Consider the following 16,919-nt stretch of genomic DNA (forward strand, 5'->3'; position numbering starts at 1 on the left):
GCTCCGACAGGGATTCTACGAGTCGCGCGTCCGCTTGTCGCCGCGGCCTTCCGCGCACCCGCCGTGCTTCGGGAAAGTTACCGATAACCGGTGTATTCGGGGCCTCTGTTGCCGACCGGTAAACCGGTCGTTACGTTCCGCGGCGGCGGTCGCGGGCGGGTGCCGCGCCTCTTATGGTCGGTGCATCAAGTGGTCGGACCAATAAGGAGCGCGGTGACGACGCTGGCATCGAAGGAAGCGGCCCCGGCGTTTCCGGTCCTGCAGCAGGACATGGGAATCGACCCGGGCACGGTGTACGTACCGGCCGAACCCGACCGGGTTTTCTGGGGCCGGCTGCCCTGCCGGACCGATACCGCGATCGCCACGGTCGCGCCGGGAACCACGGTGGTGATCGATACCGTCAGCCACGAGGGGATTCTCGAGGACCAGGGCTCGGACCCGCTGCGGTACTTCGGCGAACGCGGCGTGGACCGCGCCGATGTGCTCGAGGACGCGGTGGCCGTGGCCGCGCGCCGGAGCCGCGACCCCGGGGCGGGGCCGCATATCGTGACCGGACCGATCGCGGTCGCCGGTGCGCGACCCGGTGATCTGCTGGCCGTGCGGATCGATGAGCTCACCATGCGCGCGCCCTACGGGGTGGTGTCCACCCGGCACGGCCGTGGAGTGCTCGGCGGGCGGGCCGGATTCGACGGCGACTACGGGCAGTTCTGCCGGGTGCGTCCCGGCGACGACCAGTGGGTCGCCACGATGCCGCTGGACACGGCCGGGAAGGCCGGGCACGCGACGTTTCCGCTGGCGCCGTTCCTGGGGATCATCGGTGTGGCCACCGATACCGGGACCCGGGTGAACTCGGTGCCGCCCGGGCCGCACGGCGGCAATATCGACGTCAAACTGCTCACCGCGGGGGCCACCCTGTTCCTGCCGGTGCAGGTGCCCGAGGCCCTTCTCTACATCGGCGACCCGCATTTCGCGCAGGGCGACGGCGAGGTCGCGCTGACGGCGCTGGAGGCTCCGCTGCGGGCGCGCCTCACCCTGGACCTCGTGCCGGCGGCGGAGATCGCCGGCGGATTCGGTGGCCGGATCGGGCCCTTCGCCGCGGCGCACGGCCTGCTGATCCCGACCGGGTTGCACGCGGATCTGAACACCGCACTCGAATTGTGCGTCACGCATGCGGTGGAGTTGGTGACCGGACTGTTCGAGGCCGACCCGCGGCAGGCGTACCTGTACCTCAGTGCCGCGGCCGATTTCACGATCTCACAGGCCGTCGATCAGGTGCGCGGTGTGCACGCCGCGGTGCGGTGCGCCGATTTCGGCCGGTCCGCCGAGACGGCCTTCGCGCGGCGAGTACTGGAGCGCGCGCGATGACCGGGCTCGCGATGGAACCCGGGCTCGACACCAGCGTCTGGCGGGTGACCGGTTCGCCGCTGGTGGCGGCCACCGCGCCGGGCCCGCTGTCCGGGACGACCGTGGCGGTGAAGGACCTGTACGCGGTGGCCGGATTCCCCGTCGGCGCCGGGGTGCCCGCCTACCGGCGGGAGCAGCCCCCCGCGTCCCGGCACGCGGACGCGGTGGCGCGACTACTGGCCGCCGGGGCGCAGGTCGGCGGGATCGCGCAGACCGACGAATTCGCCTACAGCCTCACCGGTGGCAACGGCTGTTTCGGTATGCCGGTGAACCCGGCGGCGCCCGACCGGATCCCCGGCGGGTCCACGAGCGGCCCGGCGGTCGCCGTGGCCCGCGGTGCGGCCGATATCGGCCTGGGCACCGATACCGCGGGCTCGATCCGGGTCCCGGCGGCCTATCAGGGACTGTGGGGGATCCGGACCACGCACGGCCGGGCCGATACCACCGGGCTGCTGCCGCTCGCGCAGTCCTTCGACACCGTCGGCTGGATCACGCGTGACGGGGCGACTCTGGCGGCCGTCGCCGACTGCCTACTGGACACCGATACCTCGGCTGCCGCCGGATTCGTGGTGGATCCCGGCCTCTGCCTATACGCCGACCCGGCGATCGCCGCCGCGGTCGGTACCGCGGCAGCATCGCTGGGCGCCGGACCGGTCGAAATACCCGTGGCCGACAGCTGGGTCGCCGCCTTCCGCACGGTCCAGGCATTCGAGGCCTGGGCCAACCATGGTGAGTGGGTGGACGACCATCCGGGAGTGCTGGAGCCGGCGGTGGCGCAGCGGTTCGCCTTCGCCGCGACGGTCACCACGGCACAGGCGGCCCGCGCGCGGGAGGTCCTGAGCGTGGCGGCACGAACCCTGCGGTCCGCGCTCGGTGATCGCGTACTCCTGCTGCCGGCCGCCGCGACCCGGCCGCCGCGGCGTGCGGGCGGGCAGGCGGTATGGGAACAGGCCCGCGCCCGCACCCTGCGGCTGACCTGCCTGGCATCCATCGCCGGCCTGCCCGCGCTGACGGTGCCGCTGCGGTCCGGTACCGGCGGCCCGTTCGGCCTGTGCCTGCTCGGCGCGCCGGGCGCCGACCGCTCCCTGATCCACCTCGCGCTCAGCAGTGTCGCTGTACCCGCCGGGGGCTCGATCCACAGTGAGGACCGACCATGAAACGACCACTCCGTCACCTCTTCTCGTTCCTCGCGGTCATGCTGGCGGCGGTCGCGGGACTGACCGGCTGTATCGCCACCCCGGACAGTCTCGGCGGTGACCCGGGGGCGATCCGGATCGGGACCCTGCGCGGGCAGCCGCATCTCTACGCGCCCTATTTCATGCAGCGCTTCGCCCCGGAGGGCACCACCTACGAGATCGTCCTGTTCGAGAACTCACCGGATATCAAGAACGCGCTCGCCTCGGGTGCCGTCGATATCGGGGTCCTCGGCGCGCCCGCCGTGCTCGCCGGTGTCGCGGCGGAACAGGATGTGCACATCATCGCGTCGGCGGCCGACGGCGGATCCGGGTTCGTGGGGTTGCCGCAGATCCGTACCCCACAGGATCTGCGCGGTAAGCGGATCGGGTTCCCGGCGGGGTCGTCGCAGGAGATCGCGCTGAAACTCACCCTGCGGGCCCACGGCCTGGACCCCGACACCGATGTGCAGCTGGTCAACCTGGCGTACTCCGATATGGCGAGCGCCTACGGCTCCGGACGTGTCGATGCCTTCCTCAGCGCGGAGATGGGCGTCTCCCTGGCCCGGCAGGCCGGGGCGCACGAGATCGTCTCGCCCTACGAGACCCCGATCGGGGCCACCAATATCGTCGTCGGCGGCAACGGCCGGTTCCTCGACGAACACCCCGACCGGGCCCGCGACGCCGTGCGAGTCTTCGCCCGCGCCATCGATTTCATGAAGGGCGACCGCGCGGCCTGGGCGGCCGGCCTGGTGGAGACCTTCGGCCTGGACCCGGCGGTCACCGATATCGCCATCGGCAATGTGTGGCTGCGCTGGGAACTCGATGACGAGTTCCGCGGGCGGGTGACCGAACTGGCCCGGCAGATGGTGGACTTCGACCAGTTGCCGGCCGCACCGGATATGCGGAACGTCTTCCGCACCGAGTTCCTCGACGCCGTGGGCGCGCAGTGATGACCACCCTGGGAATCCGGACCGGGCAGACGACCGCACCCAGGGATCCGGGCACCACGACGGGCGCGGCGGACCCGAAGCCGCGCGGCGGTCGTGCCCGGTCCCGGATCATCGCGATCTGCTGGGCGCTGCCGGTACCGCTGCTGGTACTGCTGCTGTGGGACCGTGGAGTCGGCGGCGGCTGGACCCTGCCGTTCGGGATCCAGATGCAATTCCTGCCCACCCCCGTGGAAGTCGCGCGGCGGCTGGCGGATCTGGCGGTGGGCGGGATCGTCGACGACTCCTACAGCGGCACGCTGTGGTTGCATCTCTACGCGAGTACGGCGCGCGTGCTGCAGGGTTTCGCGATCGCGGCCGCGGTGGCGGTGCCGCTGGGGATCGTGATGGGCCGCTCGCCGCTCGTCCATCGGATGCTCGAACCGACGCTGAATCTGGTCCGCCCGATCCCGGTGACGGCCTGGGCACCGCTGTCGCTGCTGATCATCGGATTCGGTGACCGGGCCACCATTTTCCTGGTGTTCCTGGCCGCGGTGTTCTCGATCCTGATCAATACGATCGCCGGCGTCCGCGCGGTCCCGGCCCGGTTGTTCGAGGCCGCCGCCATGCTCGGCACACCGCCCGCGCAGACGCTGTACAAGGTGGTGCTCCCGGCCGCGATACCCACGATCGTGTCCGGGTTGCGGATCGCGCTCGGGCTGTCCTGGGTGATCCTGGTGGTCGGCGAGACGGTCGGTATCCGGGTCGGCCTGGGCGCGTTGATCACCCAGGCGCGTGAGCAGTCGCGTACCGACCTCATCGTCGCCGTCATGATCGTGATCGGACTGGCCGGGTTCGCGGCCGACCGGATCATGATGCTCGCCGTACGCCTGGTCGCCGGGCGGCGACCGCTGCTCCCGTGACCCCTCCTCGGATCAGGTGATGACATGAAGATCTACTCCACCCGCCGCCGGCCGCACCGGCCCGCCCGTATCGTGCTGGCCGACCTGGGCAAACGCTATCCCGCCGCGGCGGGTTTCGCGGTCGAGGGGGTGAACCTCGATATCGCCGCCGGGGAATTCGTCTGTGTGGTCGGCGCCAGCGGTTGCGGTAAATCGACGCTGCTGCGCATCCTCGCGGGTTTCGAGAACGCCACCCAGGGAACCGTTTCGGTGGGGGAGGAACCGGTCACCGGCCCCGGCCCGGACCGCGGTGTCGTATTCCAGGACTACGGCCTGTTCCCGTGGCTCACCGTCGCCGAGAACATCGCCTACGGGCCGAAACAGGCCCGGATGACCCGCGACGATATCCGCGAGACCACCGACCGGTCGCTGGCGACCGTCGGTCTCAGCCGGGTCCGCGATTCGTTCCCGCACCAGCTTTCCGGTGGTATGCAGCAGCGGGTCGCCATCGCCCGAGTGCTGGCCAACCGGCCCGCGGTCCTGCTCATGGACGAACCCTTCGGCGCGCTCGACGCCCTCACCCGTGGCGATATGCAGACCGAACTCGCCCGGATGCACCGCGATTCCGGCGTCACGGTCGTTTTCGTCACCCACAGTGTCGAGGAGGCGGTGTACCTGTCGGACCGGGTGGTGGTCATGGCGGGCGGTACGGCGCACGGTACGGCCGGGCATGTGCGGGAGGTCGTCACCATCGATCTGCCCCGCGAACGCGAGGCGACCGCACCGGAGTTCAACGACTACAAGCGGCGGATCGACGCGCTGATCCATCAGGGCGACCGGGCCGCCGCCTGAACCGTCATCGGACCGGGGCCGCCGGTAGCAGCTCCCGGGTCCGGGTCGTCCGCGCGACGACCCGGCCCGCTTTCACGACATAGCAGCGGTCGGGGCGGTCCAGCAGCGCGTCGGCCACGCGCCGCGTCGACAGGACCACCAGATCGGCCGCCGCGCCCACCCGCAACCCGTAGTCGTCGGCGATACCGATCACCGCGGCGGCCTCGTAGGTGGCCATCCCGAGGACCCGGGTCAGCTCGGCGGGCCCGGCCAGATGCGAGGTCTGGGCCAGGAACAGGCCGATATCGAGCAGATCGGCGTTGCCGTACGGGGTGAAGGCATTACGGATGTTGTTGGAGGAGTACGCGGTCCGTACTCCGGCGTCCCACAGCTCCCGCACCGGTGCGATACCGCGGCGGATATTGGCCGTATCGCCGCGCCCGCCGAGAAACATATCGGTGGCCGGCAGCGGCACCACGGCCACGCCCGCGTCGGCGAGCCGGAACAGGACCCGGCGCCGATCCGCGGGGGAGCGGGCGGCGAGCGAGGTCGCGTGGCCGATCGTCACCTTGCCCGCCATCCCGGTGCGATCGGTGACCTCGGCGATGTAATCGGCCAGCGCGAAACGCGGGTCGGCGGTGTCGTCGGCGAAATCGGCGTGCAGGTCCACCGGGACCCCGAACTCGGCGGCCAACTCGAAGACCAGGTCGATATGGCGCCGGCATTCGGCCACCGACTCCTCGTTGTAGGTGCAGCCGCCGATCACATCGGCGCCGTCGCGCAGGCCTTCGCGGAGCAGCGCGAGCGTGCCGGGTGCCCGGAAGATCCCCTCCTGGGGGAACGCCACGATTTGTAGATCTATCCGGCCGCGGAACTCCTCGCGCAGCTCCAGCAGCGTATGCACTCCCAGCAGCCCGACGATGGGGTCGACATCGGGATGTGCCCGGATGGCTGTGGTGCCGTTGCCGATCGCCTGCTCGAGTACGCGCCGGGCACGGTCCCGGATCGACGCGGCGGTGAAATCGCGTTTCAGCTCCGCGGTGATCGCTATGGCTCCGGCCAGGGTGCCGTCGGGGTTCGCGCGTTCGGCGTCGAGCAGCGCCTTGTCCAAATGCACATGCGATTCCACCAGGCCGGGTATCACCACGCGGCCCGCGCAGTCGATCTCCGCCGGGGCGGTGCGCGCAAGCGCCGGGCCGATCGCCGTGATGACCCCCTCCGCGACGGCGATATCCACTGGTGTGGTCTCGTCGTCGATCCGCGCGTCGCGTAGCAGCAGATCCGTGCGGTCGAGTGGCGATGCGTGCGCCCGGGCTACCTCGGGTTCCGAAACAGTCACACCGGTTGTATACGACCCGGTTGTTTCTGATGCCCCCGCGTATTGCTTCGCGGAGGTTACGAACCGGCGCCCGGGGGCGCGGAGCGGATGTGCCGCAATTGGTAGGCGGAGGTCGCGTGGGCGATGTGCTCGGTGACCAGCCGTTCGGCCAGCTGCGCGTCCCGGGCCTCGAGCGCGGCGCAGATCCGCTCGTGCTCGTCCCAGGAGTCGGTGGCGCGGCGCGGCAGCTCGACCGCGTACACCCAGGCGATCTTCCAGCCGAGCTGGGTGATCAGGCCGGCCAGCAGGCTGCTGCCCGATGCCTCGGCCAGCACCTCGTGGAAGCGGCTGTTGAGCCTGGTCAGATCGTCGAGCCGGCCGGAGCGCACCGATTCCTGGCCCAGCGCGGTGAGCTCCTTGAGCCGCCCGAGCTGTTCCGGGGTGCGCCGGTGGGCGGCGCGGCTCGCGCACAGCGGTTCCAGCCGGGCACGGATCTCCAGCAGATCGGCCGCCTCGTCCTCGGTCAGTTCGGCCACGAAGGTTCCGGCGTAGGGCCGCGAGTAGGCGAAACCCTCGGCCTCCAGCGTGCGCAAGGCCTCCCGTACCGGTACCCGGGAGACCCCGTAGCTCTCGGCGAGGGTGTCCTCGGTCAACCGCTGGCCCGGTGCGAATACGCCGCGGATGATGTCGTCGCGAATGGCGCGGCACACCTGCTGTTTGGTCATCCGCGGGTTCTTGCTGTCCACCTGGTCCTCGGTTCGGGGAATCGGCGGGCGGTCGCATACGATCCGCCGCTCGGCACTCCACCTGGATACCAGGAGAGCGTCTCGGTTGCCGTCGAGGGTCCCCGGGAGCGGCGTGTCTTCGCAGTGACCGGCGGCACATGCCCGGCGAGGGTGCGGATTTTCGTATACGATCCGGTCTCGATTTCGATCGGAAGGACGCCATGGACCCCGTGTACGCGGTTCTGCTGCTCGCGGCCGGTTTCGGCGCCGGTGTGTGCAATACCATCGCCGGCGGCGGCAGCCTGCTGTCGTTTCCCGCCCTGGTGGCCGCCGGCCTGCCGCCGGTGACCGCGACTGTGACCAACGCTGTCGCCGTATGGCCCGGCTACCTCGGGGGCGCCGCCGCGCTGCGCTCCCGGCTGACCGAACATCGCAGTCTGCTGCCCCGGCTGATCGTGGTGGGTACGGCCGGCGCCGTGGGCGGTGTGGTCGCGCTGCTCGCGGCACCGCCCGAAGTGTTCACCGCCCTGGTGCCCTACCTCGTCCTGGCGGCGACCGCCCTGTTCGCCGCCCAGCCGCTGATCTCCCGGCGGCTCGCCGAAAAGGGCAGCGACTCCCGGTTCACGCTCTTCGCCGGTGTGTTCCTGGGTGGGGTCTACGGCGCGTACTTCAACGGCGGAATGGGAATCGTGCTGCTCACCGCGCTCGCCCTCGGTATCGACGCGTCGGTCAACCTGCTCAACGGTCTGAAGAGCGTGCTCACCTTGACCGTCTCCACCACCGCGACGATCGCGGTCGCGGTGTTCGGGCCGGTCGACTGGTGGTCGGTCGCGGTCCTGGCTCCGGCCTGTCTGCTCGGCGGCATGGTGGGCGCCAAGATCTCCGACCGTCTCCGCCCCGGCGCGTTTCGTGCCGTGGTGATCGTCTTCGGTGCCGGTGCGGGCATCGCGATGTTGTTCACATGAATCGGGTGAAAGAAGGAACCATGACCGATCTGCTGCTGCGTAACGGGCGCCCCTGGATGCCCGGGCGCCCGCTGGACACCGCCGATCTGCTGCTGCGCGACGGCCGGATCGCGCAGATCGGCGCGAACCTGGCGGCGGCCGGCGTCGAAACCCTCGACCTGGCCGGTGCGCTGGTCCTGCCCGGCTTCGTCGATACCCACTGTCATCTGGACAAGACCCTGTGGAGCGGTCCCTGGGTGCCCAATACCGGCGGACGCTCGCTGGCCGGCCGGATCGCCAACGGCGAGAACCGCCGCGCCGAACTCGGCATCCCCCGCGCCGACTACTCCGCCGCCCTGCTCGCGACCATGATCACCGGGGGCACCGCGCATGTGCGCAGCCATATCGATATCGACCCCTCGGTCGGGCTGGCGGGGGTGGAGGCAGTGCGGACAGCCGCCGAACGGCACCGCGGCCGGGTCGACGTCGAGTTGGTTGCCTTTCCGCAGGGGGGCCTGGTCCGCCGGCCCGGGACCGCGGAACTGCTGGACGAAGCGCTGGCGGGTGGCGTCGAAGTGGTCGGCGGGATAGATCCCGCCGGATTCGACGGCGACCCGACCGGCCAGCTGGACATCATCTTCGGGCTGGCCGAACGCCACGGCGCCAAGGTCGATATCCACCTGCACGACGGCGGCAGCCTCGGTGCGTGGGAATTCGAGCTGATCATCGAACGGACGAAGGCCACGGGTCTGGGCGGGCGGGTCACCATCAGTCACGCCTATGCGATGGGCGCCCTTCCGGCGGACGAGCAGCGGCGGATCGCCGACCGGCTCGCCGAGGCGGGTGTGGCCATGGTGACCTGCGCGGTCGGTGACGCGCCGGTGGTGCCGTTGCGGGTGATGCACGCCGCCGGGGCGACTCTCGCGCTCGGCAACGACGGGATCCGGGACCTGTGGACGCCGTACGGCGACGGCGATATGTTGCGCCGCATCGGCACCGTCGCCTTCCGCGACCGGTTGCTCGCGGACGAGGAGATCGAACTGGCACTGGCCGCCGGAACTCTCGGCGGCGCGCAGGTTCTCGGGCTGGCCGACCACGGTATCGGCGTGGGGGGCCGGGCCGATCTCGTGACGGTCGACGCCGCGACGCCCGCTGCGGCGGTAGTCGGTGTGCCGACCCGGAAACTGGTCCTCAAGGGCGGCCGGGTGGTGGCCCGGGACGGGCAATTGGCCGACTGATCGTATACGAAACAGGGGTGTAATCCCGACGACCGCCATCGGCAATGCGCGGCCGATAGAACTGTTCCATGAGCACAAAGGCTATCTCGGCGTCGGCCCCGGCGGGGGCGGCAACGTATACGACCGAGCCGGATCCGGCACTCGCGTTCCGGAATGTGTCGATGGTCTTCGAGAACGGGACCGCCGCGCTGCGCGATATCGACATCACCATCCGCCCGGGCGAATTCGTCTCCCTCGTCGGGCCGTCCGGCTGCGGAAAATCGACCCTGCTGCGGCTGGCGGCCGGGTTCGAGGAGGCCAGTTCCGGAGCGGTCGACGTGGCGGCCGGGCAACTCGGGTACGTCTTCCAGGAGGCGACGCTGCTGCCGTGGCGGACGGTGCTGCGCAATGTGGAACTGCCCGCCGAACTGGCCGGGGTGGACCGCACCGAACGTCGCGCGGCGGCACTGGGCGCCATCGAGCGGGTGGGCCTGGCCGGATTCGAGAAACACAAACCCGCCCAGCTCTCCGGCGGTATGCGGATGCGGGCCTCCATCGCCCGCGCACTCACTCTGCGCCCGGAACTGTTCCTGTTCGACGAACCCTTCGGCGCCCTCGACGAGATCACCCGCCAGCGGCTCAACGAGGAAGTGGGCGGGCTCTTCCGCCGGGACGCCTTCGCGGGCGTCTTCGTCACCCATTCGGTCCCGGAGGCGGTGTTCATGTCTACCCGGGTCGTCGTGCTCACCGGCCGTCCGGGCCGGGTGGCCGCCGATATCCCGGTACCCCTGGACTTCCCGCGTGAACCGGGACTGCGCTATACCCCGGAATTCGCCGAGATCGCGGGCGCGGTCTCGGCGGCCCTGCACACGGCCGAACAGGGGGTCGCGGCATGACCACGGTCGCGGCGGATACCGCCACCCGAACGGTCGTGCCGCATGCTCGGCCGAAGCAGGCGGCGGGCACACCCCGGCGCCGGGCCGCACCCGTGCGGATCATCGCCCCCGTGGTGGTTTTCGTACTCGTCACGGGCCTCTGGTACTTCGCGAGCCACTATCTGATCGCGGCGGAATCGCGCTTCCTGCTGCCCGGCCCCGACCAGGTGCTCAGCGAAGGACTGCTGGATGCGGCGGTGCGGTCGGAGATCCTGTCCGCGCTGGGCTCCACGGTGCTGGTCGCGCTGAGCGGGCTGATCGTCGCGATGGTGCTGGGCGTCGGATTCGCGGTCGCGATGAGCCAGGCACGGTGGGCGGAGTACTCGCTGTACCCGTATGCGGTGATCCTGCAGACCATTCCGATCCTGGCCGTGGTCCCGCTGTTCGGTTTCTGGTTCGGCTACGAATTCGGCAGCCGGGTGATCGTCTGTGTGATGGTGTCGCTGTTCCCGGTCGTCACCAACACCCTGTTCGGGCTGAAAGCCGTCGCGCCGGCCGAACACGATCTGTTCACGCTGCACGGCGCGAGCCGCCGGCAGCGGTTGCGCAAACTCCAATTGCCCACCGCGCTGCCCGCGATGATCTCCGGGTTCAAGATTTCCGGCGGGATGGCGATCATCGGTTCGATCGTGGCCGATTTCTTCTTCCGCCAGGGCGAACCCGGTATCGGCCGGATGATCGACGTGTACCGGCAGCGACTGGCCACCGAGGAACTGCTCACCGCGCTGCTGCTGTCCTTGCTGGCCGGCCTGCTCCTGTTCTGGTTCTTCGATTTCCTGGCCGTCCGCGTGGAGCGGGCACACGGCCGCCGCCGCGGCCACTGACCTTCCCGACCGCTTCTGCCCCACCATCGCTCACCTCAGGAATCGTTATGAAGAAACCACTGTCCGCCCTCACCGCTCTCGCGGGTACTGCACTGCTCACCGCCGCCTGCGGAGGCGCGAACTCGGTCCCGGAACCCACCGGCGAGGGACCCTTGGCCGGGGTCTGCCCATCGACCGTCGTGATCCAGACGGACTGGTACGCCACCCCGGAACGCGCCGCCGCGTTCCAGCTCGTCGGCGCCGACGGCACCGTGGACGTCGACAAAGGCTCCTACGTCGGGCCGTTGGGCGCCACAGGTGTCAATGTCGAGGTCCGGCTCGGCGGCCCGTTCCTGGGTGGCCAGCCGGTACCCGCGCAGATGTACCAGGACACTTCGATCACCCTGGGTTTCGTGCCCACCGACGATGCCGTCCGCGCGCAGGCCGATTTCCCGGTGACCGGCGTGTTCGCCTCGCTCGATGTGAATCCGCAGATCGTCATGTGGGATCCGGCGACCTATCACGTCGGATCGTGGCAGGACGTACCCGGCACCGGCGCCCCCGTGGTGTACAGCGAGGGCAAGATCTTCATGGATTACCTGACCGCCAACGGCTATGTGCGCCCGGACCAGGCCGATGCCTCGTTCGACGGCACCCCGAGCCGTTTCGTCGCCGAGCGCGGTCGCGTGATGCAGCAGGGCTATGTGTCCAATGAGCCCTTCCGCTGGGAACACGATGTCGAGGGCTGGCGCAAACCCACCGACTATCTGCTCGTCCACGAATCCGGCTACGAGATCTATCCACACGCCTGGTCGGTGCGGACCGGCGAACTCGATGCCCTGCGCCCCTGCCTGGCGGAGCTGGTCCCGATGTTGCAGCAGGCCCAGGTCGATTACATCGCGAATCCGGAACCGGTGAATCAGGCGCTGTTGCGGATCGCCGACACCATCCCCGACGGGCCGCCGATGACCGCCGCCGGTAATGCCGATTCGGTGAAGGTGCAGGTGGCCGAGAAGATAGTCGGTAACGGGCCGGACAGCACTCTCGGGAATTTCGACGAGGCGCGGGTCGACCGGGTGATCGACGCCGTCACCCCCATCCTGCGCGCACGTGGCGACAGCATTGCCGATGGACTCACCGCCGCGGACCTGGTGACCAACGAATTCATCGATCCGGCCATCGCCTTGCCGACCGTGCCGAAACCCTGAATTCCACTGTCCCGGGCCGCGTCCCGGTGATGTTCGAGCGTGTCCTCCGGTAGCCGGCCGTGTCGTGGCTACCGGAGGATGTGTGCTGTCCCGTCGGCTCGCGGTGCGAGCGTGGCCGCGACAGCCGCGGTGATCTCCCGCGCGAGACCGGCGCTACCGCTGCGTGACGGCCGAGCAGCCGGTACCACATGGCGCCGAAGGCGAAGTCGGTTACGAGATCCAGTGAGGTGGTGGCCGCTGCCGACGATATTCGTGCGCGTGCTGTGCCTGCCGTCGCCGAAGGGGCGGGGTCAGTCGGCGGGGGACGGATACAGCCACGTCAATGCCGTGAGGCTCTTGTCGAGATATTTGTGCAGCCCGTGCTCGAGCCCGTAGGCCATATCCTCCAGCACGCTGCACCTGGCATAGAAGGCGGCACGCGCCCGGATCGCCCGCACGTCATGGGCAGCTGTCCGGTAATTGTCCAACGCCGTGTCCAGGGCGGCCGGGCCGAGGTCGCGGTAGACGAGGCCGAAATCGTGGGCCGGGTCGACGATCGCGGCGTCGCTCCAATCGATGACGCCGGTAATCGTTCCCGAAACCGGTTCCACGAGAACATGCTCTATCCCGAGGTCGTTGTGGGAGAACACCAGGTCGTAGCGATCCGCCGGGGGCGTTGTTCCGAGAAACGCCTCCACCACAGCGCGGTGCGCGCGGGGAACTGCGTCGGCGACCGTCTCGTAGGTCCCCGTGGCCTCTGCGAGCCACGATTCCGCCGGCTCGTCGTCGGTGTCCACCAGGTCGGCCATCCGGTCGACAGGAGCGGCGTGCAGGGCGGCGAGGAATCGACCGAGCTCCGTGGCGATCGGTCGCAGCCGGGCCGATCGCCGCGCCGCGGGCACGTCGATCAGCGGTCGGCCGGGGAGTTCGAAGTACGCCAGGCAACCCTGCTCGGGAACGCGGAAACACGGCTCGGGAACCGGCAGCGGCGAGATATTCGCGACAGCGGCCAGGAGAGCGGCTTCATCGGTCACCCGCGCGGCTCGACTCACGGGATCGGGTTCCTTGGCGAAACGCACGATCAACTCGCCGTTGACCTCATAGGCGAGGTTGTCCTCCCCCTCCCCGAGTAGCGCCACCGTGTCGATCCGGTAGCCGGGCAGTTGGCCGGTCACGATGTCGCGGACGTCTACGGCACGGCTGCCGTCCCCAAATCCCATGCCACGACTCTAGAACCCCTGCGTCGGGTCAGAAGCCGTCGTCGACCAGCGGTTCGTCCGTGCGCGGGAGACCGGCCCGAATTTGGTGTACCGACGCGCCGCGGGGAAATCGGTGGGGGCCATGAGCCTCCACGGGCCCGGCCGGATCGTTGCCCACCGCCGTGATATCAGGACCGCGGCCCGGTACGAGCTCGACCTCGAAATCGCCCGGCGCGGCGCCGCATCGGGCGATCAGCCGGTAGGCCTCGCTCAGGATGGCCGACTCCTCGTCCACGATCTTGCGGATGCCGAACGCCGGTGCGGAGATGAGCCATCGGTCCCCGTATCTGCTCACCTTCACCTCGAATCGCATGCTCACCCCTTGGTCGTAAGGCCCGCCCGCACAACTGCTTCCCGGCACGGCTATCGGGCGCGACGGTTGAATCGACGTTAAGGAGTGCAGACCGATCATGGCGAGTAGTGAGCACAAGTTTGCACAACTACGCTGCGCTCTTTTTCCGGTCTCAGTGGAAAAGTGCATCATGTACGAAGTGCGGGAAAACTCGTGCTAACCATCGAACAGGGGTTGAAGTATGCGTCTGCGGTTTCTCGGTAAGGGGGGCTCGGATCTCGGTGGATGCCCCAGTCTGTACACGACCGATCAGGGAAGCTATCTGGTGCAGGGATGGGAGACGGACAGACCGGCGACCGTCGAGATCCCGCATCTTCTGCTCGGTTACGCCGAACCCGATACCTTCATCGGCGCGCCCATGCAGGATACCGGCAGGGGAACGTTCACCCTCGCCGGCCGTCCGGTCGCCGAGCGTGAGATCTTGGAGCAGCTCGATCTGGCACCCGACGAGGTCGCGATCGAAGTCCCGAAGACCAAAAGGACGTTCTACGGTGCGCTATCTTCCGCATGAGCCGCCGGACTGGGCCGCGCTCTTCCGCGAATGCGTCTCCGAGGCATTCCATCTCGAAGTCCGCGACGTCTACGCCGTCCCGGCCGAAACCGGCCGGCTCGGTCGCTTCCTGGACGGTCGGCCCGCGCTACCGGACGATCAGAAGAATCGGTGGAACACCCTGATCCGGGAGACCATCGGCCGGGGCGTCACGGTACGAAGGGTCCGCGTGGTATCGGTGCCGCACAGCGACTATCACCGCTGGTTGCTCTCGGTGACCGGCACCAATACCGACGCGGGCGAGGATATCCGGTACGTCCCGCGGCATCTGGCCGGCGACGTGCCCTCGGACGACTGGTGGCTGATCGATGACGATCGCGTCGTCTACAACCTGGTCGACGAGCACGGCAAACCCTCCGGTCTCGCGGTGACGACCGATCGGGGGATCATCCAGTACGCCCGGTGTGTGAAGCACCGGCTCTGGGACATGGCTACGCCCTACACGGAATATGTCGACAGATGAACGAAGTGCACGATGCGCGAGAAGCTCTCGGGGCACGGCTGCGGGAGCTGCGGCGCCAGGCCGGCCTCACCAACCGCAGACTCGCGCAACTCTGCGGCTGGCACGAATCCAAGGTGAGCAAGATCGAGTTCGCCCGGATCAGACCCTCCGATGACGATATTCGCGCGTACTGCCGCCACTGCGGCGCCGAGGACCAGCTACCGGACCTGCTGGCCACCTCGAACACCATCGAGGTCGCCTACCTCGAATGGCGCAAGATCCTCGGCACCGGCCTCGGCCGCCGGCAACAGAAATCGTTGAAACTCGAGGCGGCGGCCGCCCATATCCGCGATTACCAGCCGCAGATCGTACCCGGGCTGCTCCAGACAGCGGAGTACGCGGCCGCCAAACTGCGTCGCGGTATCGAATTCCATCGCGTCCCCGACGACGTCGAGAACGCCGTGTCGAAGCGGATGGAACGGCAACGCATCCTGTACCAGCGCGACCATCTGTTCCACTTCCTGATCGCCGAGCAGGCCCTCTACACCACGGTCGGTGACGATGCGGTGATGATCGGCCAGCTCGACCGGCTGTCCTCCCTGATCGGCATGCCTCGCGTGACCATCGGAATCGTGCCGTTCACCGCCGAAGCGCTGGTGGTGTCCACGAATTTCGCCATGTTCGACAACCGGCTGGTCATGGTCGAGGGGACCGCCGCCGAACTCACCATCACCCAGCCGCGCGAGATCGATGTATACGGGCGGGCGTTCGACATCCTGGCCCGGCAGTCGGAGACGGGAGAGGGGGCACGGGCGTTGATCCAGGCGGCGGTGCGGGGGCGGACGGTGCCCAGCGGGAGCAGCTGACGGGACGGACCCGCCCAGGCCGGTGTGCTGTCATAGTGGCGAGGTTCGTGCGGCCGTCAACCAAAGGGAGGGGCGATGAGTCACGGCGAACTGATCAACATCGGCATGGTTCTCGGACGGCGTCTGACCGACACCACCGGCCAACTGACGCATTCCTGGGCTCACCAGTATCGCCACCGGACCTCCATCGATATCCGGCGCAGTCTGGACGAGTTCTCGTTGTCCGACGAGGACGCCCACCTGCTCGACTACGCCGCCCCGATGACCGACTTCGAACTCCCGGAGAACGGTGTCCGCCCGATCCGCGGTGTTCCACTGCACGGCATCGACCTGAACGGGCGGGAACTCGATCTGTGGTCCGGGGATGTCGGCAAGGTAGGTATCCGAGACCCGTCCGGTTCGGTCAAGGGAATGGCCTATCCGCATTCCGACATCACCGCGGATTTCATGGATCGCCTCGCGATCCCCGACCGGATCGGCGCCTACACCACATTCCGGTTCCTGAACGGCGGGAAGGCGGAGTACACCGGCGCCGGCGGTCTACCGTGGCTCGACGGTACCGCCATCTACGTGCACGCGGAATTGGACGCCAAGAGACCGGCGTTCGTTGTGAAGGCAGAGGTCCCGACCTTCGACCCGCATGATGACCGACTCGATCTCGGTGGTACGACAATAGAGCTCGAGCCGGAGCATTTCGCCAAGGTCGTGGCCAACGAGCGTGTCCTGCGAGATCTGGCGAACGCCGAACCCGAACGCAGCCTAGTCATGCTGGCCGGTAAAGCCGGTAGACCGGACGAGACCGTGGCCTTTCGCTTCACCGAAGCTCTGCACAGGGAGGGCTTCACCCGCGATGTCTACTTCGCCACCGGATCGCAGATCATGTGGGACCGCCGGCCATTCCTCGCCGTCGAAGAGGCGTACGACAATACCGGCAGGCGGCTCCCCGCATGGGAGGTGTATCCCGCCACCGAGGGACGTACGGCGCAGTTGGCGCCGTTGCGCGACGACCCGGCGCCGTAACGCGGTCGGGATGTCGCTGAACACCGGGCAGCCGGTCGTTCGTGACCGTCCGTGCGGCCGGGG

Annotated in this window: 18 protein-coding genes; 14 read left to right on the forward strand and 4 right to left on the reverse strand. The window is 68.8% G+C overall.

The window, feature by feature from the left end; translation table 11 throughout:
* Window positions 1–213: 213 nt before the first annotated feature.
* Genes IG75_RS0134010 through IG75_RS0134030 form a run of 5 tightly spaced genes read left to right on the forward strand, consistent with a single transcriptional unit; the run spans window position 214 to window position 5,259 of the window.
* A complete protein-coding gene (locus IG75_RS0134010; protein ID WP_245713410.1) occupies window positions 214–1,365 on the forward strand; it encodes an acetamidase/formamidase family protein in 1,152 nt (383 codons plus the stop codon).
* On the forward strand, window positions 1,362–2,561 hold the full coding sequence (locus IG75_RS0134015; RefSeq protein ID WP_081877332.1) for an amidase family protein: 1,200 nt from the start codon (window positions 1,362–1,364) through the stop codon (window positions 2,559–2,561). The genes IG75_RS0134010 and IG75_RS0134015 overlap by 4 nt, the downstream gene beginning before the upstream one ends.
* Window positions 2,558–3,529, forward strand: a complete 972-nt coding sequence (locus tag IG75_RS0134020; RefSeq protein WP_051715491.1) for an ABC transporter substrate-binding protein — start codon at window positions 2,558–2,560, stop codon at window positions 3,527–3,529. The genes IG75_RS0134015 and IG75_RS0134020 overlap by 4 nt, the downstream gene beginning before the upstream one ends.
* Window positions 3,529–4,428: an ABC transporter permease gene (locus tag IG75_RS0134025; protein ID WP_081877331.1), complete on the forward strand. Its 900-nt coding sequence runs from the start codon at window positions 3,529–3,531 to the stop codon at window positions 4,426–4,428. The genes IG75_RS0134020 and IG75_RS0134025 overlap by 1 nt, the downstream gene beginning before the upstream one ends.
* 24 nt (window positions 4,429–4,452) lie before the next feature.
* A complete protein-coding gene (locus tag IG75_RS0134030; protein WP_030525431.1) occupies window positions 4,453–5,259 on the forward strand; it encodes an ABC transporter ATP-binding protein in 807 nt (268 codons plus the stop codon).
* Between the two features lie 4 nt (window positions 5,260–5,263).
* Here the strand turns inward: IG75_RS0134030 and IG75_RS0134035 are convergent, their stop codons facing one another.
* Together IG75_RS0134035 and IG75_RS0134040 are read right to left on the reverse strand one after the other, a co-directional pair.
* Window positions 5,264–6,577 (reverse strand): amidohydrolase family protein, encoded by a 1,314-nt coding sequence (locus tag IG75_RS0134035; RefSeq protein ID WP_030525430.1) that lies wholly within the window; start codon window positions 6,575–6,577, stop codon window positions 5,264–5,266.
* Window positions 6,578–6,633: 56 nt separating this feature from the next.
* Entirely contained in the window at window positions 6,634–7,302 is a 669-nt protein-coding gene (locus tag IG75_RS0134040) for a GntR family transcriptional regulator (protein ID WP_210436873.1), read from the reverse strand.
* Between the two features lie 200 nt (window positions 7,303–7,502).
* On the opposite strand from IG75_RS0134040, the gene IG75_RS0134045 reads away from it, so the two are divergent.
* The 5 genes from IG75_RS0134045 (at window position 7,503) to IG75_RS0134065 (ending at window position 12,388) form a co-directional block, all read left to right on the forward strand.
* Window positions 7,503–8,246: a sulfite exporter TauE/SafE family protein gene (locus IG75_RS0134045; protein WP_030525428.1), complete on the forward strand. Its 744-nt coding sequence runs from the start codon at window positions 7,503–7,505 to the stop codon at window positions 8,244–8,246.
* A gap of 20 nt (window positions 8,247–8,266) precedes the next feature.
* Window positions 8,267–9,463, forward strand: a complete 1,197-nt coding sequence (locus tag IG75_RS0134050) for an amidohydrolase (protein ID WP_030526086.1) — start codon at window positions 8,267–8,269, stop codon at window positions 9,461–9,463.
* 68 nt (window positions 9,464–9,531) lie between these two features.
* On the forward strand, window positions 9,532–10,338 hold the full coding sequence (locus IG75_RS0134055; RefSeq protein WP_030525426.1) for an ABC transporter ATP-binding protein: 807 nt from the start codon (window positions 9,532–9,534) through the stop codon (window positions 10,336–10,338).
* The gene (locus IG75_RS0134060; RefSeq protein ID WP_081877329.1) at window positions 10,335–11,201 is read left to right on the forward strand and encodes an ABC transporter permease; all 867 of its coding nucleotides are present in this window, start codon (window positions 10,335–10,337) and stop codon (window positions 11,199–11,201) included. The genes IG75_RS0134055 and IG75_RS0134060 overlap by 4 nt, the downstream gene beginning before the upstream one ends.
* Window positions 11,202–11,248: 47 nt before the next feature.
* Window positions 11,249–12,388, forward strand: coding sequence for a hypothetical protein (locus tag IG75_RS0134065; protein WP_030525424.1), 1,140 nt, complete (start codon window positions 11,249–11,251; stop codon window positions 12,386–12,388).
* Between the two features lie 290 nt (window positions 12,389–12,678).
* Here the strand turns inward: IG75_RS0134065 and IG75_RS0134070 are convergent, their stop codons facing one another.
* Both IG75_RS0134070 and IG75_RS0134075 read right to left on the reverse strand, forming a co-directional pair.
* A complete protein-coding gene (locus IG75_RS0134070) occupies window positions 12,679–13,587 on the reverse strand; it encodes a phosphotransferase family protein (RefSeq protein WP_030525423.1) in 909 nt (302 codons plus the stop codon).
* Window positions 13,588–13,615: 28 nt separating this feature from the next.
* Window positions 13,616–13,945 carry a hypothetical protein gene (locus IG75_RS0134075; RefSeq protein ID WP_156059370.1) on the reverse strand — a complete coding sequence of 110 codons (330 nt, stop codon included), beginning with the start codon at window positions 13,943–13,945 and terminating at the stop codon, window positions 13,616–13,618.
* 214 nt (window positions 13,946–14,159) lie between these two features.
* Between IG75_RS0134075 and IG75_RS0134080 the strand changes: the two genes are divergently transcribed.
* From IG75_RS0134080 to IG75_RS0134095, 4 genes are all read left to right on the forward strand, one after another.
* Complete coding sequence (locus IG75_RS0134080) at window positions 14,160–14,489, forward strand: hypothetical protein (RefSeq protein ID WP_030525421.1); 330 nt, start codon at window positions 14,160–14,162, stop codon at window positions 14,487–14,489.
* Complete coding sequence (locus IG75_RS36820; RefSeq protein ID WP_036515906.1) at window positions 14,470–14,991, forward strand: DUF6879 family protein; 522 nt, start codon at window positions 14,470–14,472, stop codon at window positions 14,989–14,991. Before IG75_RS0134080 ends, IG75_RS36820 begins: the two co-directional genes overlap by 20 nt.
* Window positions 14,988–15,836 carry a helix-turn-helix domain-containing protein gene (locus IG75_RS0134090; protein ID WP_030525419.1) on the forward strand — a complete coding sequence of 283 codons (849 nt, stop codon included), beginning with the start codon at window positions 14,988–14,990 and terminating at the stop codon, window positions 15,834–15,836. Before IG75_RS36820 ends, IG75_RS0134090 begins: the two co-directional genes overlap by 4 nt.
* A 75-nt stretch (window positions 15,837–15,911) precedes the next feature.
* The gene (locus IG75_RS0134095; RefSeq protein ID WP_030525418.1) at window positions 15,912–16,856 is read left to right on the forward strand and encodes a hypothetical protein; all 945 of its coding nucleotides are present in this window, start codon (window positions 15,912–15,914) and stop codon (window positions 16,854–16,856) included.
* The last annotated feature ends 63 nt before the right edge of the window (window positions 16,857–16,919 follow it).

The organism is Nocardia rhamnosiphila NBRC 108938, from assembly GCF_000720425.1.
GTDB lineage: Bacteria > Actinomycetota > Actinomycetes > Mycobacteriales > Mycobacteriaceae > Nocardia > Nocardia rhamnosiphila.